We start from the raw sequence: 20914 nt of genomic DNA on the forward strand, positions 1-20914 counted from the left end.
CGCGAAAACTGAAACAGTAAATACCGAATTATAGCGTATTTAAACGAAATACAATCGAATATAATATCCGCTAATAACGAATGCCGCCATTAACGCGGTCTATTTACTCAAATGATAAGACAGGTAGATTATGAAAAAATTAATGACAGCTTCTATGGCGGCCAGTGTGCTACTGCTTGCAACCCAAACAAACGCAGCCGATCTACAACTACAAGCATATAAACCTGATCAAAATGCTATTTTCCCAGTGGTTTCTGTGCTGGCAAGTGGCGAGAAAGATGCTATTTTGTTCGATGCACAGTTTAGTGTCAAAGACGGTGAAGCTTTGGTTGATATGATCAAAAAAAGCAATAAAGACCTAAAAATGATTTATATTACAGCAGGCGATCCAGATTACTATTTCGGCCTTCAGCCTTTAGTCAAAGCCTTCCCTAATGTAAAGGTTATGTCTAGTCCTTCGATTATTGAGCACATTGAGGCGACTAAAGATGCAAAATTAAAACATTGGGGTCCAATCCTTGGCAAGCATGCGCCTACCAAGATCACAGTACCGCAAACACTTAATCAGTCTACACTGACCCTAGAAGGTCACAAAATCGAAATCAAGGAGATGGGAGCCCATCAAGCATACATGTGGGTACCAGAGTCAAAAACTGTTTTTGGCGGTGTGTCGGTAACATCAGGTATGCATGTGTGGACTGCGGATACCCAAACTAAAGAAGCTCGTAGCGAGTGGATGCAATCATTGGAACAAATGAAGCAATTAAAGCCAAACCTTGTGATACCAGGTCACTATTCGGGCAACCTACTCAAAAAAGACTACGCTGTTGATTTCACCCTCAGTTATCTAGAAACCTTTGAGCAAGCACTGGGCGAGGCAAAAAAGCAAGACTCCAAGCAGTCAGAAAAAGTGATTTCTACCATGGAAGCAGCTTATCCCGCGTTATCTGGGGATACTAGTTTACAAATAGGTAGTAAAGTAAATACAGGTGAAATGAAGTGGTAAATACGGACTATTAGATAAAAATAGCATTATTTGATAAGTCTGTTAGCGAAATACGAGTGTCAAAATGCTGGCGTATGAATGCTCGGTCAATCAGCATACGCCAGCACTTTTAATGATAAATGAGAGTGACTAATGACAATACAGTATCGTCGTGCTACGCCTAAAGATTTTGCAGCCATTGTCGACCTCTTTGTCGTCAATATGAATTTGAGTGTATTTACTACTGCTACAGATAAGCAGGTTCTAAAGCAACTGGCTACCCTATTTCTTGCGAAAGACTGTCATTATGCTACTTTTATACAAGTTGCAGAATATGATGACATCATTTGTGGTGTGGTGATAGGGAACACTAGACAAGATCCACATAAAGCTTTGTCATTCGATGATAAGCCCATTATTGATCAGATAGAAAACAAGCTGGGTCTATCTGAACAAGGTCGACAGGTATTAAGTGATTTACAGAAAAAAGAATCGGCTGGTGCGAAACGAAAGACAGTCGATTTTGATAGCGAGCTACAGTTCTTCTGTGTAGATCCAGACTATCGTCGTCACCGTATTGGAGCGACGTTGATTCAAGCATTTGAGACTTATCTTGTGGCACAGGGTGCAGGCACGTATGCACTACATACAGACACCCTGTGCACTTATCAGTACTACGATAATAATGGCTATCAGCGTGTTGATGAGTATCCCAACCATCTAAACCCGCAGATAATGCACTTCACCTATATCAAACTCTTGTCTTAACACGTTTATAGAGACAATCATCCATGATGACCAAAAAATACAATCTAAAAGCTCTATAAGGCTGTTCTTTTATATTTGACAGACTCTCGTGTGGCGAGCCAGATAAGAGGGATAATAATCAATGCTGAACCTATCAATAAGCTGATATCTGGTATCTCATTGAACCACACGATGCCGATGAACACGGCACCTAACAGACCCGTATATTCTGCACTAGAGATTTTATGGGCTTCCACCGCTCGGTAGACCAGCACGCAGATACCCGCATAAATCAAAATAAACAAATTTGAGCCTGCTGCTATCCATAGCGCGTACCAACTCAAAGGGGCATTTTCCCAAATAGCCAAACCAAGCCCCAACGGTATTCCGACTAAATTGGTCAAAAACAGTGTTTGTGCAACGGTATGATTCGAAGGCAATTTACGAACCAATAGATTGTTTGTCGCCATGGTTAAGGCCACGATCAACGCAAATATAGCACCCATATTAATTTGTGTCGGTTTTACCACGACAAGAATGCCTATAAAGCCTAGTATTGCCACAATAATGCTTGGTGCTGTGAGTCTGTCTTTATAAAACAGAAACCCTAACGGCAACATCAGTAAAGGCGCAGTATAAAAAATCGCATTGACCGTGGCTAGCGGTAACGCTTGGATAGACAACACCATGAATACCGCGCCAAACAACCAAATATGCCCACGTACAAAATGCCATTTTACGTTACTAAGTAGCTTGGCTTTTTGGTTGAATAAACAAAACGGTAGCAGCATCAAGACAGCTGTTAGCTGACGCAATAGCACAAATTGATAGACCGCTGCGCCATCTGGCAACTCTTTTATCAGCGCATCTGAAAGGACTGCAATCATGTTTCCTGCAACCAACAGTATCATTGCAAATCCAACACTCATCTTCGGCATTATCATGCTTATACCTATCTCAAAATACATAAAATTTTAAATTAAGCCATTTAATCTAATGGTCAGATAAATAGTATATTCGCGTATACTCATGACGTATAATGATATAAAAACGTTTAGTATTAGTTGAACTCATAATGAAACTCCCCCCATTACGTGCCATACAATGCTTTGAATCTGTAGCAAGGCTTAATAGTTTTTCTAAGGCAGCAGAAAGTCTCAACGTGACGCAAAGCGCCGTGAGTCATCAGGTTCGAACGCTTGAAGAGTATCTTGGTGAAGCGCTGTTTTATAGGCAGGGCCGAACCCTTTCTTTAACAGATATAGGTGCTCGCTATTTCACAGAGGTGAATCAATCGCTGACCACTCTATCCAATACCAGTCAGGCCATTCGCCATGATAAGCCTGGCCATATTCGCCTAGCGCTGTATAGTTCAGTGGCTGTCAATTGGTTGATTCCTCGGTTAGACAACTTCCGCGAACAGCACCCAGAGATTGAGCTGACCTTAAATATGGTGTCAGACCAAGATGACTATAATGAGCAATGTTCGGATTGCTTTATTACCGTCAATCCACCAAAACGCAATGTAGTCAGCAAGCTTTTATTCGCTGAAAAGCTATTTCCTGTCTGTGGTCAAAAGCTTTGGGCAGAAATAAAGGATCAGCCATTGCCTGAGGCGTTATGGAAACACCCTATGCTGTCCGTAAAATATTCTGACAAAAGTGAAGGTACGGCTAATGACTGGATAAAATGGTGTAAAGCAGGCGGGTTTGAGCTGCCAAGCGAGGTAAAGATTAATCAATTTAGCCATGTACTGCTTGCCGCACAGGCTGCACGTTATAACTTAGGTATTACGCTTACCGACAACTATATGATGCTAGAACAAACACATCAGCAAAATCTTGTCAAAATCCCAATGCATGAATTACTCACTGGCGACAGTTTCTATTTCTTTTATAATGACTTAAAGTCAAATCAACCAGACATCATTAAATTGAGTCGTTGGTTAGAGTCACAATGTCTTTAAAAGTGTTTTAAATAGCATTTTAAATAAGTGTTTCTAAAGACCGTCATTAACGAATATTACCTATAATTGCGACCAATAAGCACTGTGAAAGTATCAACCCCCTACGGTAAAGAGCAAGACCTATGCAAATAATCCTCAATCAAATGGATATTACCGATTATCAAGTATCAGTAAATGCTGCTGCGATATTAAAATCAATCCATGACAATCAAGCCTGCGATGGCTTTATGATTTTTCCAGAATTTGCTTTGACTGGCTTTCCGACGCTAGACAATATTGAAGCGTTGTATCATCAATCAACAGAGCACTTTCACAGCATATTGGAAGCAAGCAAAAATACAGATTCAACCATCATTATTGGACATATTGACAAACAGGATCAACTTTTCTATAACGCATGTTCTTTTATAAAAAACGGCAAAATCATTCATAAACACAGAAAGTCAAAGCTTTGGCTTGATGATGTTGGGGTATTTACGAGCGGAGAAGACTTGTCAGTGGTTAGCATTAATGATGTGGTTTGTGGTGCTCAGATTTGTTTTGAGCTAGAGTTTCCAGAAGGCTCAAGAGCACTGGCAAAAAAAGGCGCACAGATCATATTTATGCCAAACGGCAATATGTCTCCCTATGCAAATACCCACTATGTATTGACTCAAGCTCGGGCTATAGAGAACCAATGTTTTGTGATTACCTGCAATGGTGTCGGCGTCGGTCATGGCGGTCAGTTTGTAGGAGAGAGCCTAATCGTCTCTCCTACAGGACGAATTATCAAAAAACTTGGTTCGTCGCCAGATATAGTAATAGTAGATATAGATTTAGAGGAACTAGAGCAGTCTAAGCAAAACTATCACTATGTAGACTTGTCTTAATGTAACCATAGAGCTTAATCATTAAACTGAGTGGCAAGGTTGTTTTCTAGAGAAACCACAGTGAAGAAAAATCACGGTTACTTATCGCGGCTGATGTCTGGCAGGTTGAGAACCAATGGGTCATCGTTGAGCTAGTATAGCGCAGTCTATATATCCTATGACTTACTATGCTCAGTCTCTCAAAGCATCTTCAACAAAGCTCAACCGGTCTTGACCAAAAAACATCTCACCATTTACGAAGAAACTTGGTGCCCCAAATACGCCTCGTGCTACTGCTTCTTCGGTACTAGATTTTAAACGCGCCTTAACCTCAGGCTCACTAATACGCGCCATAAAATCAGTCGCATCAATGCCTACTTTCGACAAAACCTCAGCCACAACTTCTGGTGATTCCATATTTAACTTTTCAGCCCATAGCGCCTTAAAGATAGCGGATAAATAACTCTCAAATTTGGGTGTCTCCAAATAAGCGGTAACACCGCGCATAAGCTGCATCGTATTGACTGGGAAAAATGGATTGAAGCGAAAAGGCACGTCATAGATAGCTGAAAAACGCTTAAGGTCTTTGAGCATATAAGCGCCTTTAGCAGGTACGGCAGCTGGTGAGGTGTTACCAACGGCTTGAAACACTGCGCCAAGTAACATAGGTCGCCAAACGATCTCGGCATTGTGACGCTGCGCGATACTCGCTAACTGTGTCCATGCCAAATAACTGGCTGGGCTGCCCACATCAAAGAAAAACTCTACCTGTTTACTCATCTTTGCCTTCCTTGCAATATATTAAAAATCCATTAAAATTTTGACAGTTATTAACCAGATAGGATTAAAAAGTCTCCATCCATGGGCGTAAATCCAGCTCATGTGTCCAGCTATCTCTTGGCTGACAATGCAACTGCCAATACTGCTCAGCGATATGTTCTGGATTTAAAATACCGTCTTGGTCTTTTAGCTCATAGCGCTCAGGAAAGTTGTCACGAATAAAATCAGTATCAATAGCACCGTCAATGATAGGATGTGCGACATGGATGCCCTTTGGCCCCAACTCTCGCGCCATGCTTTGTGCCAGTGCCCGCAGAGCAAACTTAGCGCTAGCAAAAGCCGAAAAACCTTTACTACCGCGTAAAGACGCTGTTGCACCCGTAAAAATAATTGTCCCCCTCTCACGTGGAATCATGACTTTTGCCGCTTCTCTACCTGTCAAAAATCCAGCCAAGGCACCCATCTCCCACACTTTTCGATAGACCCTCTCTGTCGTATCTAAGATGGAGAAATGAACGTTTGCCCCGATGTTAAACACCACCACTTCAATCGGGCCAATGTCTTTTTCAATATGAGCAAACAGCTCAACCATCTCTTGCTCGACACGCGCATCACAACCAAATGGCTTGACTACTCCTCCAGCCGCTTCGATATCACTGACTAATGTCTCTAGCTTCTCAACAGTCCTTCTGGTTACGCACAAAGTAAAACCTTCTCGCGCAAAACGTCTGGCAACAGCGCTGCCAGTGGCATCGCCTGCGCCGATTACAACTGCTACGGGTGCTCTGTTCATATCTATTTCCTTATAGGTTCCTTTTTAGAACTAACAAAAACATAGCTTTATTTTTGGACCCTGTCAAGCTAACCTATAGCTTAAAGATAAAGGAGATAACCTATGCGCTGGGATGAACTGGACCAACAGTCTTGCTCGGTGGCTCGCACTTTAGCAGTCATTGGTGATCGTTGGACGCTCATGATTTTACGCGATTGTTTTTTGGGAGTCAGACGATTCGACGTATTTGAGCAACGCTTGGGCATTACACGCCATGTCCTATCTAACCGTCTTCGTAAATTGGTTGAATACGATATTTTAAAAAAAGTCGCCTATCAGCAGCGGCCGCTACGTGAGGAATATAGACTGACAGAGTGTGGATTAGATTTGCACTCTGTCGTACTGGCATTGGTCAGTTGGGGTGATAAACACATGGCTGATGAACGCGGGGCGCCGCTGTTGCATAGACACAAGGCATGTGGTCACATTATGCATCCGGTGACAGTATGCTCCGAGTGCGCTGAAGCCGTTACCGCACGTGATATTGAGGTTGAAATAGGTCCCAAATGGATCGGTAATGATGAGGTGCGTATTTAATATAGTAGCGGTTTATAAGCCATTAGAGCTAGATATCAGAACACTTTATTTAAAAGACTTAACCTTTTACGGCTGTACCGTATTTCAGCCTGAAGTATTCCAAAACCTTGTTAACTGTATCGAACAACGTAAAATAAATCCAATCGTGGCGTGTACTTTTCCATTAAAACAGATACATACTGCTCAATCGGTTTTCTTAGAAAAGAAACATGTCGGTAAAATCGTTTTGAAAGTTGCTCAAGAATAATCATCGATCAATAGCAAGTAAATAGCGTATAAATGGTTTTGAATATTTTATTCAAAGCCATTTATATCTAAATCAATAAACGCTGTTTTGAAGCATAAAAGTCAACCTTATCAGTCATGACTGTCAACCATTCATTTTATTGTTAGCAGCAGAATATAGATTAAACCTATGAGATAACTGTCATTTCAGTGACGACAAACTCATCGACCATCCCATCTGTTACTTGTACATAATTTTGGAAATGCGGGCTTTGTACATGTTGCTGAAGACACTCGTTGTTTTCCCAAATCTCATAAACAACGAAACCGTTACTATTTGCATTTTCTTGATGCAAGTCATATTGGATACAACCTTGATCATCTTGTGATGCTGCTGTCAGTTTAAGTAGCTCAGTTTTGACTTGTTCAACGTGCTCAGGTTTGGCTTTGATAGTGGCGATGATGGTAAGTGGTTTGTTTGCTTGCGTGCTCATCTATTTATCCTATGTTTATTATTATCATTGATTTAAATAGGTCCAACGTGTCTGCTAAAAGCGTCACATTGGACCTATTAATCTAAACGGCGTTATGCAGACCAGCCTTCTAATACAATCTTGCCATGCGCTTGCTGTTTTTCTAGCATTTGGTGCGCACTACGTAGATGTTCAGCGGTGATAGCCCCAAGATTGTGAGCAACTGTGGTTTTGATCTCGCCTGCATCAATCAATTTTGCCACTGCATTTAATAAATGATGCTGTTCAATCATGTCTGGCGTATTGAACATTGAGCGTGCAAACATAAATTCCCAATGCAGGCTTAAGCTTTTGGTTTTAAGAGGGTTGGCATCTAGTGATTTTGGATCATCAATCAGTCCAAGCTTACCCTGCGGCTTTAAGCATTTAATGATTTCTTCATAATGATCTTCAGTGTTATTGAGACTCACCACGTAGTCTACTTCAGCAATACCCGTTTTTTGTAGTTCATCAGACAATGGGTTGCGGTGATTGATAACATGATCAGCACCCAAGTCTTTGAGCCACTGCACGCTCTCATCTCTCGAAGCCGTACCGATAATCGTGGCAGACGTTCTTGTTTTTAATAACTGAGTTAAGATAGATCCAACACCGCCCGCTGCGCCAATGACCAATACTGAGACGTTATTAGCATTCTCGCTACTATCGCTGTCATTCGCTGCGCTATCAGAGACAGGCACTTGTAAACGATCAAATAACATCTCCCAAGCTGTAATCGTCGTAAGCGGGAATGCCGCTGCCTCAGCGAAAGACAAAGAGGCTGGCATGTGCCCAACGATACGCTCATCGACCAACTGATATTCAGCATTGCTACCTGAACGGGTCAAATCTCCAGCATAATAGACATTGTCGCCTACTGAGAATAAACTGACGTCTTCACCGACAGCCGTCACAGTACCAGCAGCATCCCAACCAATAACAGCATACTCACCCTCTGCGGCAGGACGTCCTTCACGGATTTTATAATCTACTGGATTGACTGATATGGCTTTCACTTCTACGAGAATATCGCGACCTGAAGCAATTGGCTTATCAAGGGTAATGTCTTGTAGCGATTGTTCATTATCAATAGGTAGATTGTTTTGATAACCGATGGCTTTGATAGTTTGCATAATATTGTGTCCTGTTTTTAATAAGAAAGTTTTTAATAATAAAATTTGAAAATATAGTTAGGGCGTGTCTTCAATTCACTCGATAGTTATCTAAATGGGCTAAAAATAGCTAAATTTTGCCAAACATCGTCAAATCGCTAGTTAATATCCCGATATTATCTGCACCATTTTCCTCGCTTGACGGCAATTTATCTCATTTTTATCACCATTTTTGAAATGAAGACACGCCCTAGTAATGGTTTAATTGTTCGAAATTCATTGATGCCGCAAAATATAAATCTTATGCATCTTATGCAAAAATTGACTGCAATACTGTCTGAGTCTGCTGCTCAAGCTCTGCAATGGCTGCTTGGTTTAGAGCATCAGCATGTGGTCGACCAAACGCCCCTCTTGCATCGCCATGTGCGCCATCTGTTATATCGTTATCAAAGTATTTACCAGTATCATCAGCGAACTCATCCGAGATGGCCAACTCCGTTAGGATATTTGCGCCTTTGTCTGCGGATGACCAATGCTGACCATACGCTTCGTTGGCCATTTTTGTGTTCAGTAGCGAGCCTGGATTGACGGCAATGACATTGATATCGTTGCTAGCGACGGTGTCAGCTAATGCCATACTCCACATCGTGAGTGCCAGCTTACTTTGGGCATAAGCATCTTTATCATCGAGACGGGTTTGACCTGCAAGTGCCTCATACGATAGCGGCGCTTGCGCAGCTGAGCTTAAGTTCACGATACGCGCTTTATCAGACTGCTTTAGCAAAGGTAACAAAGCATTGGTCAGCTCATAAGGCGCTAGGTAATTGACCATAAAGCGTACATCCAAACCGTCTTTCGTCAATGCTGATGCCGTGGTATAAATCCCTGCGTTATTTATGAGCACATCAAGCTTTGGCAGTTTTTCATTGACATCTGCTGCCATCTTTAGCACATCCTTTAAATCAGAAAAATCAGCCACAAACCCATCAATATTATCTACTGCTGCGCCTGTCGCGACTGCTTGAACTTCTGCAATGACGCTAGCAAGTTTGTCAGCATCGCGGCCATGCAAGTACACTTGGTGCCCAGCTTCTGCCAGTTTTAGCGCTGCCAATTTGCCAATGCCATCTGTGCTGCCAGTGATTAAAATTGTTTTAGTGATATTCAGAGTCATAAATCGCCCTTATTGTTTGAATTATTGTTTCAGTTTTGGATACCTGTTCTATTTTATCCATCGTGATAGCACCCATTGTAATGAAAGTGTTGTGGGTCAAACAGTAGCCATCACCTAAAACACTTTCAATATAATTTTGAAAGTGAGTTATATTTAAGGGGTTATTTAGACTGTTATCTAAGCGGTTGCTAGTTATACTTAGGTTCAAAATTCATGAGGAATGTTAAATGCAGTATCCCATAGCAATTACACCAAGTAATGAAACAACAGCTTATGGCATATTTATCCCAGACATAGTGAGTTGCTATTCAGCCAGCGATGAACGTGCAGATATCTTTAATAATGCTAAAGAAGCAATTATGCTCCATCTAAAAGGATTGATAGAAGACGGTGAAGCCATTCCTCTACCTACCGATAGTACTAAACATAAAGATAATCTAGATTTTGAAGGAATGGATTGGGCAGTAGTAGATATTCAGATACATGAGCTATATGAATGACATCAAAGAACCACTCATGCCTGTCAGATATAATAAATGAACTAAAAAAATTCACATAACAAAAAGGACAAGTAATCTAATCATGAAAAATTAAAAAGATAATGAATAGAAAACTGCATTATCAATCTTATTTTAAGTCACGCTATGCAAATTGGCGTTCGAATGACGTCCAGTCCTCAACATAGGCTGGCTAGCAAATAAGACAATCACACCAACTAATGAAAACACACCAAAGGCGTAGAATGCAGTAGCAGCACCATACCGATCCACAATCAAACCAGTAAAGATGACGGGTACACTAAGCCCTATATATGCCATCAGAAAATAGCCTGCACTTGCACGTGCCTGCTCATTTCCAGCAGATTTTGCGACTCCTAACATACCGCCTAAATAGACAAAGCCATAGCAACTAGTACTGGCCAAGAATGCCGCCAAAAGAATGACTGGTAGATTGGCATTCAACGTCCCCCAAGCCAATAAAGCATAAGCTGGTAGTAAAATCAGAAGACCAAGCTTGCTTGAAACTTGAGGGTCAAGCTTTCGGGCGATTGGCTGAACGATCAATCCACAACTGATGGCTAACATAGAGGATACCCCTGCATATTTAGCCAGTCCATGCGTGGCCAGTACTGAGGAAATAACTGACAATATCAAACCTGTCGTCGCCCAACAGATCAAGATACCGCTGCCATACCAGATGACCTCACGGTTAAAATAAGGTAGCCGTAGCATAGAGGTGGGCAAATTAGTGCGTTTAGGTGCTGTCTCTGGTAATTGGTATAACAAAAACATAGCGAACAGCCCGCTCGCTAGCAGTAAGAAAAAACTGGCTGGCTGATCGGTTTCATAAAACATCAAAGAAACTGTCGTCAATACAGGGCCAAGACCAAAACCTATCGTTGTACTGGCCGTCACCCACGCTGTCGCACGCATCGTATCTGTTGAGCCGAGCAGCTCAATCATATAGGCTGTCGCCGTAGCAGCCATCGAGCAGTTCCCACACCCAGTACGAATCGCGCTAATGCTAGCGCTCGCGTGTACGGATAAAACAACATAAGAGCCGTCGCTGCTATCGATAGGGCTAGAGAGATTAAAATCACCTTGCGCCGTCCGATGCGATCAGACAATCCGCCAAAAGCTAACAATACAGGTATGACACCCAATACATAAAAGGAAAACGCTATCGTGGTTGCTAGTACGCCATAGCCATCATTGTGTGCATAAACGGCATAAAGCGGTCCTTGAATATTGACGCTTGTCGTTATCACACATAAGGCAAACGCCAAATATTTATTATATTTTTTCGTGGTCATATATCGCTGCTTTTTGAAGAATAATCGTTGAATTGACTGAGGTAAGTGCGTTTCACAATAGAAACACATCTACCTCTACATCGTTTACGTTCAATAATTAAAACAAAAGCACAGTAGGTTATCTATATACAATCCAGTACAATTAGACAGAACTGTTTGGTCTATAAAACCCATACAGTTCGGATATCCTACCCATATATTGTCATAGCTATAACCTTAAGATAAAGCCTTCACAAAATTCGCCCTACCAAAAACTGTAAAAAATATGAATAAAAAGCTAACACGCATCGAAGTTGTCATGGCTGACGTAAAAGAGAAAATAGCGACTGTCATCTACATGCCAGAGTCGCGACTACCCTCCGTCCGTGCCGCTGCCAAAGATTATGGGTTCTCGCCATCGACCGTGGTTGAAGCCTACGAGCGCCTGCAAACTGAGGGGGTTATCTACTCTCGCCCTGGTGCAGGGTTCTATGTGGCAGAGACGACAGCGCCGCTATCATTGACAGATATAGCACCAAAAATTGATCGAGTGGTAGATCCATTGTGGGTATCACGGCAGTCGCTGGAGCCACCCGATGGTGCGCTAAAGCCAGGCTGCGGCTGGTTACCAGCGGACTGGCTATTTGAGGCAGGTATACGCCGTGGTCTGCGAAATGTAGCAAAAGCTGACGCGTCTATTATCAGTGAGTATGCAACGCCGCTAGGACTGTTAGCATTGCGCCAATTACTCACGCGGCGTATGGCAGGATTGAGTATCAATGCAGAACCGTCACAGATAATACTGACGGATTCGGGCACTCAAGCGATAGATTTGATTTTTCGATTTTTGCTGACGCCAGGTGATACGGTCGTCGTCGATGATCCGTGCTACTTTAACTTTCGAGCACAGCTGCTTGCCCATCGGGTCAAAGTAGTTGGCGTCCCTTATACGCTAAACGGGCCAGATGTAGAGGCCTTTGCAGCGATTTTAGATGAGCATAATCCGCGCCTGTACATCACCAATGCTGCCATTCACAATCCTACGGGCGCAACATTGTCACCTGCCACGGCATACCGTGTATTACAATTGGCTCAAGCAGCTAGTTTGTACATTATCGAAGACGATATTTTTGCAGATTTTGAAGTCAAGCCTGCAGCGAGATTGGCGGCTTTGGATGGGTTATCACGCGTATTCTATATCGGCAGTTTTTCTAAAACATTATCAGCATCCCTACGCTGTGGTTATATTGCAGCGCCTACAGAATGGGTTGAGAGTTTGGTAGATTTAAAGATCGCGACTGGCTTTGGTGGCAGTCAGTTAGCAGCGGCGGTTGTGTTCTCAGCGTTGACTGATAGCGGCTACCGTAAGCATATGAATGATATCCATACTCGGCTGGCAAGCGCGCGTACTCATACGCTACCACGATTGGCTAAATTAGGCATCGTACCGTGGCTGCTCCCACAAGCAGGTATGTTCCTATGGTGCCGATTACCTAAGAATAATAATGCGACCGAATTGGCCAATCGCTGCTTATCACAGAGTGTGGTATTGGCGCCGGGTAATGTTTTTAGCCAATCGGACAATGCTGAAAACTTTATGCGGTTCAATGTGGCACAGATGAGTCATTCAAAAGTTTTCGAGGTATTGGCTAAATCATTAGACTGACCAATCAGAGACTTATATAGTCATTCCACTATAAAAGTATGACAGCGTTAACCTCGCTTGAAGTATCAAATGTACATCTATACTCGGTTGCCTTGTACTACTTTTAAATTGAATCGACTATAGTGCTAGCACCTTCTTATTATATAGTGACCTTTCGACTATAATTCTAAGCCTAAATATCAGCCAAACACAAGCAAATCTAACCATTCCCCACAACGGATAATAACTCTCTAGGATAGCTCATATGTCTCCTATATATACTGCATTGGCTGTACTGGTTACCTTTATCTGGGGCGTGAATTTTACTTTTATTGCGTGGGGTCTTGAGAGCTTTCCACCATTGATGCTTACCGCCCTGCGTTTTTTCTTTACTGCTGTGCCTCTGGTTTTGTTTCTAAAGCCGCCTAAATTCAACCGTACCTTGTTTATTTATGCCATCGGTACATTTGTCATGCAGTACGCCTTTGTCTTTACAGCGATGCATCTGGGTTCATCCCCGGGGCTGACGGCACTACTGCTACAAATTCAGATTTTTATCACGGTATTGCTAGCGTACTTTATATTGGGTGAAGCTGTCAGCCGTATGCAAATCGTCGGTATGTTGGTCGGTGTACTAGGGCTCAGCGTGATTGCGTTAAACCTTGGCGGTGATATGCCTTTGGCAGGGTTCATCTGTATTTTGATTGCGGCCATCGGTTGGAGCTTTGGTAATATTGCCTCCAAGCAAGCGTCAAAACAGGCCTCAGAAAAAGCGTCAGAGCAAACGGCTCTAAAAGCGATGCAGCAAGCAACAAGGGTATCTGTTGCTACATCTAGCACTGGAAAAAATAAAGCCTCTGCTCTGTCTGCGCTAGCGCTGGTAGTCTGGGGCGGTCTCATTGCTTGCGTGATATTGACAATATCTTCTCTTACATTTGAGACTGATGCATGGCAGCTAGCGACGTTTACTGAAGCATCACTCAAGTCTTGGCTCTCACTTGGGTTTATCGTCTATATCTCAACCTTAATTGGCTTTGGTCTGTGGGCACACTTACTCAGTCAAAATACCGCCTCCAAGGTTATGCCGTTTGCACTATTGGTGCCCGTATTCGGTATGGTGACCTCAGTACTACTCACAGGAGAAGTGGTGACGTGGTGGAAGATGCTGGCCATGATGTTGATCTTATCAGGGCTGTTATTAGCAAATGTGAAGATAAAAATTAAAAAAAGCTGCTAACGATGACCACTAAAACACTTGGCCATCATTAGCAGCTTTTTATTTTCTGCAGCTTTTTTTCTATAGTTATCGTAAGTCATCCACCACAGCTAGCATTGCTACCAGTGATGCTTCCCCTAACTTGATAGAACGCTCGGGTGACCAACCCATCTCTTCATCGGGCAGATTATCATTGTCTTTAAATGGCATCTCTAACGTATTAGCAAGACAATCAAAACGCTCTGCTACCCAATTGGTGGCAACGGTCATATTGGCAGCACCTGGTGCATCGATCTCATAGCCAATCTCAGACTGAAAATCAGCACTGGCTAACTTTAATACGTCTGAAAACTTATCACGTAGTCCAGCAAGACGGTCACTGTAGCTTGGCGTCCCTTGTGAACCAGCGAGGAATACGTACGGCAATGCTTCATCGCCATGCACATCATAAAATAGATCTACGCCTGTCGCTTCCATTTTATTAATCACATGAAATACTTCAGGGCTTTTGTCTAAGCTTGGACTTTGCCACTCACGGTTTAGATTGGTTCCGGCAGCGTTAGTACGCAAGTGACCACGTACACTGCCATCAGGGTTCATATTAGGGACAATATAAAAGTTTGCCTTGTCTAATAACTGTTTGCCAGTCGCATTATCGCTATCTAACAAGCTGTACAACAAACCCTCAATTAGCCATTCAGCCATCGTCTCACCTGGATGCTGACGAGCAGTAATCCATATATTTCGCTTACTAGCATCTCCATCACCAATTTTGACCAAAGTAAGGTCACGTTTATCAAGCGTTTCGCCTAGATGCTCTAACGTCACTAGCGGATGCACTTGCACGGCGGCCAATAAATCTTGATGACGCTCATAGCTATAAGGCGCAAAATACGCAATCTGAATGGTTTCGCATTCTAACTCTGCCACGATGGTCAATTTGCCATCTTTATAAGAGGTTGGCAGACGGAACCAATGCTGACGATCATAAGAAGCCACCGCTTGGTAGTTCTCCCACCCTTCTAGATAAGACGCCTCTCCTGCATTCAGAATATTGAGAACATACTGCTCCCCTATTTGACCTGACAAACGAAAGTTAAACCACTGAAAAAACTCGCCGCCAACATCTGGACGAATCGCTAATTGAATGTCTTTTTTGTTGTCTGCATTAATAATGTCAATGTTGCCTGCATCAAAATTAGCTGTGATATGCATAGTCATTCCCTAATTGATTTTTATGATTGTGTTTTAAGTATTATGTTCGTTATCGACTTACTGTTCTACCTATTGCCTTGTAATAATCTCTAGCTTTATATTGGGCACTAGACATACATTTACTTGGTCATTATCAGCTCGTTTTCAAGGCAATAACCTATCAAATCTATCTGTTCAGGTTGAATATTTAGCGTTGGCTACTAAAAGATTAAACCTCTGCTAATAACTCGACACTTACTTGAAAGTAATCATCGTCTTTTATAGTAATACTGACGTTACCATTATGCGCCCCAACGATAGACTGTACGATAGATAGACCCAAACCTGTTCCTGTGTGGCGATCTATTGTTTTATGATGTCGATAGAAGCGCTCAAACAACTTATCTGCCTCACTTTGTGTCAACGGCTCATCTAATTGGTTAGTGATGGTCATTCGTAAAATAGCTTGTTTTGATTGTTGAAGACTGCTTATTGTTGTACCCACCATCTCATCTGAGTTTACTCTATCTGCACTAATGGTTATAACGCTATCTTGAGCAGCATAATAAATCGCATTCGATATCAGATTAGCAAAGAGCCTTTGTAATAAACTTTTATCTCCTAAAACAGCGCTGAACTCACCTTTGGTTTCAATAGCGATACCTCGGTCTTCTGCAATCATTTCGTAGTAATCAACGAGCTTGGTGATTAAACTGTCCGTATCCACGTGACTGATTTGCGAGTCACTCAATCCTTTTTGGGTTTTTGCTAGCAGCAGCATATTATTTATCATGGCCGATAGCTGCTCTAAGGTGTCATGCTGATGGTGTAGCTGCTCAATGTATTCATCACTAGCTCTCGGTTTGTTTAACATGACTTGCGTTTGCGTGCTGAGTGTCGCTATTGGAGTGCGCAGCTCATGGGCGATATTGTCTGAAAACCGTGACAATGATTCAAAATTACTTTCAAGCTTGGCCATCATTGAGTTGTAAGATTCTGCTAATGGTCGCAGCTCTAACGGCATATCACTGACCGTGACTCTATCATCCAATCTGTCAGGATTCATTGTTTTCATTTTTTGGACGATGGTCGCCAAAGGTGCAAAACCCCAATACACACCCAGCGCCGCTACTGATACGAGCAACAAGGTAATCGCGAACAAAATCATACTAAGCTGACGATTGAACTGTAATAAATACTGATGATGCACATCTATAGGCAATGCGATAAGCGCGAGCATTTTGTCGTCTTCAATGACCATTGCTCGATAGTATCGGCTGTTGATATTCATCACAAACTGTTGCTTATCATTATCTTGTTTCAGTGATGACAGATTAAATCCTTCCCCTAGCTCTTGAGCAAAGTTATTGGGGGTACTAGACAGTATCTGCCCTTCTTTATTAGCGATAATGGTTTTTAGATCGTAATCTAGCCAAGAAGAATGCTGATGATCAGCTTCATCTGATATCGCTGCGGTAGAAGTATCTCCATCAGGCATTACGTCAGGTGCCGCTCTTAGCGGCTGTTGACTATCCAATGGATTTTGAGAGCTAGGTAGGGTTTGGGAAGTTATAGGGCTACTAGGTTCTATCACTCGTTTACGTAGATTAAAAGCCGCATGAGTCATAATTTCAGCGTCCATTTGCTCGAAATGGCCTTTAACAGAACGCTGTATCCATATATAAATGATAACCTGTGATATAACAACAAATATCGTGAGCAGCAACACAGTACGCCATAATAGTGGCAAGCGCCGATTATCAAACCTATATTTCATATTAGACATTGCCAGCTTCGTGAGATGGTTGGCTATCAAGCGCTGTATCGACAGCTTCTAACCGATAGCCCATCCCGCGCACCGTATGAATCAGCTTTGCGTCATGATCATCGTCTATTTTTATACGAAGACGTCTTATCGCCACATCAATCACATTGGTATCATTTTCAAAGTTCATATCCCATACTTGGGAGGCGATGATTGAGCGTGGAAGCACTTCACCGCGGCGCTCTAATAAAAACTGTAGTAAGGAAAACTCTTTTGCCGTGAGCTTAATAGGCTTATCTCCTCTATGCACCGTACGCTTGCCGATGTCCATCTTAAGATCCGCTATTTGCATAATCGTACTTTGATAGTCGGCTTGATTGGCACGTCGTAATAAGCTTTTCATCCTGACGATCAATTCTGCAAAGGCAAAAGGCTTGGTCAAATAATCATCGCCACCAATCTCAATCCCTTTTATCTTGTCACTTAAGTCATCTTTTGCGGTTAGAAATAGCACAGGCGTATGCTTGCCAGCCGCTCGGTAATTACGCACCAGCTCAAAGCCACTAACATCAGGCAGCATCACATCCATCAATATCACGCTAAATTCTTCCGTCATCAATGCATGATAGCCATCTAATCCTGTTAGCTGATGATCCACGATAAACCCAGCTTCGGTTAAGCCTTTTTTTATATACTCGCCAAGCTTCAATTCATCTTCTACCAGCAGTACTTTCATTGTAATTCCTCAATACGGTCATGATTGTTTAACGTTCTAACCAGCACAGGTGACAATATTGACTGGTAGCGGACAAAGATGTCATGTGCTCGTAATCAGACTGTCAGTTTTATTTTGCTAATCTATATAAACGGTACATAGGTGCTCGTTTCAATACTTAGCTACTATCCAATACTTAGGGCGTGTCCTCAATTCAAACGAGTGTCTCTAAATGGGCTAAAAACAGCTAAATTTTGCCAAACATCGTCAAATAATTGGTCAATATCTCGATATTATCTGCACTATTTTCCTCGTTTGACGGCAATTTATCTCATTTTTATCACCATTTTTAAAATGAGGACACGCCCTAGCTACTATGAATTATTTTTATCGGTAATCAATGTAAACAACTTACGAAAGAGGTTTTATATGAAAATTTATGGTTCGTTCAAAAAAGTAGTACTGCTTTCGGTATCTGTACTTATCGGTACTACCACTGCCAATGCGCATACGATTGATCTAAGCACTTCAATCATCAACAACTGCGACGCTGTGACTGAGTTTGCAAAAAACTTGGATCATAACGATGCTCAGCTCTCAAATTCACAAATGAAAAGCTATATCGATGCGAGAGTGGCTTGTGAGATTGAACACAAAGATCAACATCTACAGTCTGAAAAATACTTCATTAACAAATATGGTAGCGATAAGTGATATCAGCTCTGATGTCATACTAAAGGATTACTGACAACATTAAAAACCATAAATAGTAAGATGACAGAATTGTAATCTTACCGTCATCTCTCTGTCAGAATCACTAAAGTATGCTTTAAAGTAACTTAATATCTTAAAGTCTTTTCGACTACATACCAATTTAAATAAGGATTTACCATGTCATTATTCAAACCAATGCCACTGCTCAAATCAATGCCACTTTCTAAATCAATCGTAGCAACTGCTATAGCCTTAGTTGTTTCAACCTCTGCGTTGGCACACGATCCCAAAATGCACGCTGAAAAAGACCAAATGAACTGTGAGAAAATGCAAAAGCATATGCAGATGATGCAAAAAATGGATCATAGCAAAATGGATATGAATGATCCTGCTATGAAAGCCATGATGGCTAACATGAGCAAAATGAAAGCGATGTACCAAAAGCACTGTGTGAGCAGCGATAGCGATTCTTAAATATCAATTTATAAGTTCAATACTATAGTCAGTTCAATATAATTTCGATACAAGGAAACCGAGTGCAAGTTATACATTAATATGCTTAGCGAGGATGACGCTGTAGCGGATTTATATAGACTTGACTATATTGTCAGAGAAGCTGATCAAGCAGTAATGGGATATTAAATAAAATGGATTTTTAGGACAAACCTATGAAGTTTTTACTAGGAATACTGTTTACTGTCTTTGTCGCTATTGTGGGCATTTTTATGGTGGTGACTAGTGGCATGATAAATATCGGTGCTGATCGAGCTCATAGTCCGCTGGTTTACGATTTTTTAGAAACTGCCCGCACACGCTCGATTGAACATGCCAGTAAGAATATTTTGGTTCCCAATTTAAAAAAGGCGGAGATGATCAGCTCGGGCGGTGCAGATTACAAAGATATGTGTGCAGGCTGTCATTTATCTCCTGGCGTCAACAGCACAGATTTAAATAGCGGTATGTACCCAAAGCCTCCTAACTTTACTCAGGCGGATATCGTTAAGCGCTATCGAAACGAGGCTGGTGCCAGACAAAGCTTTTGGGCGATTAAACATGGCATTATGGCGTCTGGCATGCCCGCTTGGGGCGCTACTCACGATGATGACAGAATATGGGCGATGGTTGCTTTTATTAGATCGCTACCTAACTTAAATGAAAACCAGTACACCATGCTAACGACTCGGTTAGACGATAGTATGTTGGATATGTCATTTGATGGTGAGATGGATATGTCAGGTGATGGATCCGGCATGCAACATTGATTTTTTGTACAAAATGCAGTGCTCAATAGTGCTGCTTTTTGCGATTTGAGTTTTAAGCTTTGCTAGCACTATTTTGTCCAGTGATGTGGCTCTAATTTTTATAATATTTAATCGTCAGACAGACGCTCGGGAGTGGTTTTATGAGACGCTATACTAATAGATTTATTAATGAACATAATCTGATATCTGGCCGTGTGCTCTCGGCGATCGTGGTATTGCCGTTATCGTTAACGATTGCCGCTTGTAGTCAACCTAACTCCGCTGCTGCTGACTCAACACCAGCGACTGAGCCAACTGTTGCTACGCACACGGAGCAACCAACAGCTGAAATAATGCCAGTCAGCGCTCCTTCAGATACCCAATCAACTATCCTAAAAAATATCTCAGCCACCGTCTATAAAGATGCGAATTGTGGCTGCTGCAAAGAATGGGTCGGTTATGCCGAAGGTCATGGTTTAAACGCAACTGCACAGAATGTCGAAGACGTGTCCTTGTTTAAAGAGCGATACAGCGTACCGCAGCAAATGCGCTCTTGCCATACCACCGTCACTACTGATGGCTACGTATTTGAAGGTCATGTCCCTGCTAAGTATATGGCGCAGTTCCTAAAAAACCCGCCAAGTGATGCGATTGGCCTTGCTGTCCCGAGCATGCCAGTCGGTAGCCCAGGTATGGAATACCAAGATAAATTTATGCCATATAAAGTGATGCAGCTTAATAAAGATGGCTCAACAGCTATTTATGCAACTATTGACTCACCGCAGCAGCAAATCTAGCTTGGTTGTCGTTTAAATAGCTTATCCAGCTCTATTAATAAGCGGCCAAAGTCATAGACTTAGCTGATAAATATAGACTCGACTCTCACTTTATAGATATAAATCAGGTGAATTATT

At 42.1% G+C, this 20914-nt stretch carries 22 protein-coding genes and 1 pseudogene; 13 read left to right on the top strand and 10 right to left on the bottom strand.

Annotation, left to right across the window (positions count from 1 at the left end; translation table 11 throughout):
* Positions 1-130: 130 nt before the first annotated feature.
* Positions 131-1006 (top strand): MBL fold metallo-hydrolase, encoded by an 876-nt coding sequence (locus QO187_RS03265; protein ID WP_371547226.1) that lies wholly within the window; start codon positions 131-133, stop codon positions 1004-1006.
* Between the two features lie 132 nt (positions 1007-1138).
* A complete protein-coding gene (locus QO187_RS03270; RefSeq protein ID WP_371547229.1) occupies positions 1139-1753 on the top strand; it encodes a GNAT family N-acetyltransferase in 615 nt (204 codons plus the stop codon).
* A gap of 53 nt (positions 1754-1806) precedes the next feature.
* On the opposite strand, the gene QO187_RS03275 is transcribed toward QO187_RS03270, so the two are convergent.
* The gene (locus QO187_RS03275) at positions 1807-2676 is read right to left on the bottom strand and encodes a DMT family transporter (protein ID WP_371547232.1); all 870 of its coding nucleotides are present in this window, start codon (positions 2674-2676) and stop codon (positions 1807-1809) included.
* A 131-nt stretch (positions 2677-2807) separates the two neighbouring features.
* Here QO187_RS03275 and QO187_RS03280 point away from each other — a divergent pair, with 131 nt between their 5' ends.
* Both QO187_RS03280 and QO187_RS03285 read left to right on the top strand, forming a co-directional pair.
* Complete coding sequence (locus QO187_RS03280) at positions 2808-3698, top strand: LysR substrate-binding domain-containing protein (protein WP_371547234.1); 891 nt, start codon at positions 2808-2810, stop codon at positions 3696-3698.
* A gap of 122 nt (positions 3699-3820) precedes the next feature.
* Positions 3821-4567 carry a carbon-nitrogen hydrolase family protein gene (locus tag QO187_RS03285; RefSeq protein WP_371547236.1) on the top strand — a complete coding sequence of 249 codons (747 nt, stop codon included), beginning with the start codon at positions 3821-3823 and terminating at the stop codon, positions 4565-4567.
* Between the two features lie 171 nt (positions 4568-4738).
* Here the strand turns inward: QO187_RS03285 and QO187_RS03290 are convergent, their stop codons facing one another.
* A complete protein-coding gene (locus QO187_RS03290; RefSeq protein ID WP_165597917.1) occupies positions 4739-5326 on the bottom strand; it encodes a 2-hydroxychromene-2-carboxylate isomerase in 588 nt (195 codons plus the stop codon).
* A 64-nt stretch (positions 5327-5390) separates the two neighbouring features.
* Positions 5391-6119, bottom strand: a complete 729-nt coding sequence (locus QO187_RS03295) for an SDR family oxidoreductase (protein WP_296206792.1) — start codon at positions 6117-6119, stop codon at positions 5391-5393.
* Positions 6120-6221: 102 nt separating this feature from the next.
* On the opposite strand from QO187_RS03295, the gene QO187_RS03300 reads away from it, so the two are divergent.
* Entirely contained in the window at positions 6222-6695 is a 474-nt protein-coding gene (locus QO187_RS03300) for a winged helix-turn-helix transcriptional regulator (protein ID WP_371547238.1), read from the top strand.
* Positions 6679-6942, top strand: a complete 264-nt coding sequence (locus tag QO187_RS03305; RefSeq protein WP_371547368.1) for a zinc-binding dehydrogenase — start codon at positions 6679-6681, stop codon at positions 6940-6942. Before QO187_RS03300 ends, QO187_RS03305 begins: the two co-directional genes overlap by 17 nt.
* A gap of 166 nt (positions 6943-7108) precedes the next feature.
* Here the strand turns inward: QO187_RS03305 and QO187_RS03310 are convergent, their stop codons facing one another.
* The 3 genes from QO187_RS03310 to QO187_RS03320 all read right to left on the bottom strand — a co-directional run bounded on the left by QO187_RS03310 (position 7109) and on the right by QO187_RS03320 (position 9718).
* Positions 7109-7414: a putative quinol monooxygenase gene (locus tag QO187_RS03310; protein WP_238070068.1), complete on the bottom strand. Its 306-nt coding sequence runs from the start codon at positions 7412-7414 to the stop codon at positions 7109-7111.
* A 92-nt stretch (positions 7415-7506) separates the two neighbouring features.
* On the bottom strand, positions 7507-8556 hold the full coding sequence (locus QO187_RS03315) for a zinc-binding alcohol dehydrogenase family protein (RefSeq protein ID WP_371547370.1): 1050 nt from the start codon (positions 8554-8556) through the stop codon (positions 7507-7509).
* A 298-nt stretch (positions 8557-8854) separates the two neighbouring features.
* The gene (locus tag QO187_RS03320) at positions 8855-9718 is read right to left on the bottom strand and encodes an SDR family NAD(P)-dependent oxidoreductase (RefSeq protein WP_371547241.1); all 864 of its coding nucleotides are present in this window, start codon (positions 9716-9718) and stop codon (positions 8855-8857) included.
* Between the two features lie 227 nt (positions 9719-9945).
* Between QO187_RS03320 and QO187_RS03325 the strand changes: the two genes are divergently transcribed.
* Complete coding sequence (locus QO187_RS03325; RefSeq protein WP_201572310.1) at positions 9946-10218, top strand: type II toxin-antitoxin system HicB family antitoxin; 273 nt, start codon at positions 9946-9948, stop codon at positions 10216-10218.
* A 132-nt stretch (positions 10219-10350) separates the two neighbouring features.
* On the opposite strand, the pseudogene QO187_RS03330 reads toward QO187_RS03325, so the two are convergent.
* Positions 10351-11600 (bottom strand): annotated as a pseudogene (locus QO187_RS03330) (MFS transporter).
* A gap of 196 nt (positions 11601-11796) precedes the next feature.
* Here QO187_RS03330 and QO187_RS03335 point away from each other — a divergent pair.
* Both QO187_RS03335 and QO187_RS03340 read left to right on the top strand, forming a co-directional pair.
* Positions 11797-13176 (top strand): PLP-dependent aminotransferase family protein, encoded by a 1380-nt coding sequence (locus QO187_RS03335; protein WP_371547243.1) that lies wholly within the window; start codon positions 11797-11799, stop codon positions 13174-13176.
* A 244-nt stretch (positions 13177-13420) separates the two neighbouring features.
* Complete coding sequence (locus QO187_RS03340; protein ID WP_371547245.1) at positions 13421-14392, top strand: EamA family transporter; 972 nt, start codon at positions 13421-13423, stop codon at positions 14390-14392.
* A gap of 66 nt (positions 14393-14458) precedes the next feature.
* On the opposite strand, the gene QO187_RS03345 is transcribed toward QO187_RS03340, so the two are convergent.
* The 3 genes from QO187_RS03345 to QO187_RS03355 all read right to left on the bottom strand — a co-directional run bounded on the left by QO187_RS03345 (position 14459) and on the right by QO187_RS03355 (position 18066).
* The gene (locus QO187_RS03345) at positions 14459-15586 is read right to left on the bottom strand and encodes a M14-type cytosolic carboxypeptidase (protein WP_371547247.1); all 1128 of its coding nucleotides are present in this window, start codon (positions 15584-15586) and stop codon (positions 14459-14461) included.
* Between the two features lie 208 nt (positions 15587-15794).
* Complete coding sequence (locus QO187_RS03350; RefSeq protein WP_101204552.1) at positions 15795-17342, bottom strand: ATP-binding protein; 1548 nt, start codon at positions 17340-17342, stop codon at positions 15795-15797.
* Position 17343: 1 nt separating this feature from the next.
* Positions 17344-18066 carry a heavy metal response regulator transcription factor gene (locus tag QO187_RS03355; protein ID WP_101204551.1) on the bottom strand — a complete coding sequence of 241 codons (723 nt, stop codon included), beginning with the start codon at positions 18064-18066 and terminating at the stop codon, positions 17344-17346.
* Positions 18067-18474: 408 nt separating this feature from the next.
* On the opposite strand from QO187_RS03355, the gene QO187_RS03360 reads away from it, so the two are divergent.
* The 4 genes from QO187_RS03360 to QO187_RS03375 all read left to right on the top strand — a co-directional run bounded on the left by QO187_RS03360 (position 18475) and on the right by QO187_RS03375 (position 20797).
* Positions 18475-18759 (top strand): hypothetical protein, encoded by a 285-nt coding sequence (locus QO187_RS03360; protein ID WP_101204550.1) that lies wholly within the window; start codon positions 18475-18477, stop codon positions 18757-18759.
* A 177-nt stretch (positions 18760-18936) separates the two neighbouring features.
* Positions 18937-19233: a hypothetical protein gene (locus tag QO187_RS03365; RefSeq protein WP_227522875.1), complete on the top strand. Its 297-nt coding sequence runs from the start codon at positions 18937-18939 to the stop codon at positions 19231-19233.
* Positions 19234-19427: 194 nt separating this feature from the next.
* On the top strand, positions 19428-20021 hold the full coding sequence (locus QO187_RS03370) for a cytochrome c (RefSeq protein WP_165597926.1): 594 nt from the start codon (positions 19428-19430) through the stop codon (positions 20019-20021).
* A gap of 140 nt (positions 20022-20161) precedes the next feature.
* Positions 20162-20797, top strand: coding sequence for a DUF411 domain-containing protein (locus QO187_RS03375; RefSeq protein WP_165597927.1), 636 nt, complete (start codon positions 20162-20164; stop codon positions 20795-20797).
* Positions 20798-20914: the final 117 nt, after the last annotated feature.

Source organism: Psychrobacter sp. Arc9, assembly GCF_041431295.1.
GTDB lineage: Bacteria > Pseudomonadota > Gammaproteobacteria > Pseudomonadales > Moraxellaceae > Psychrobacter.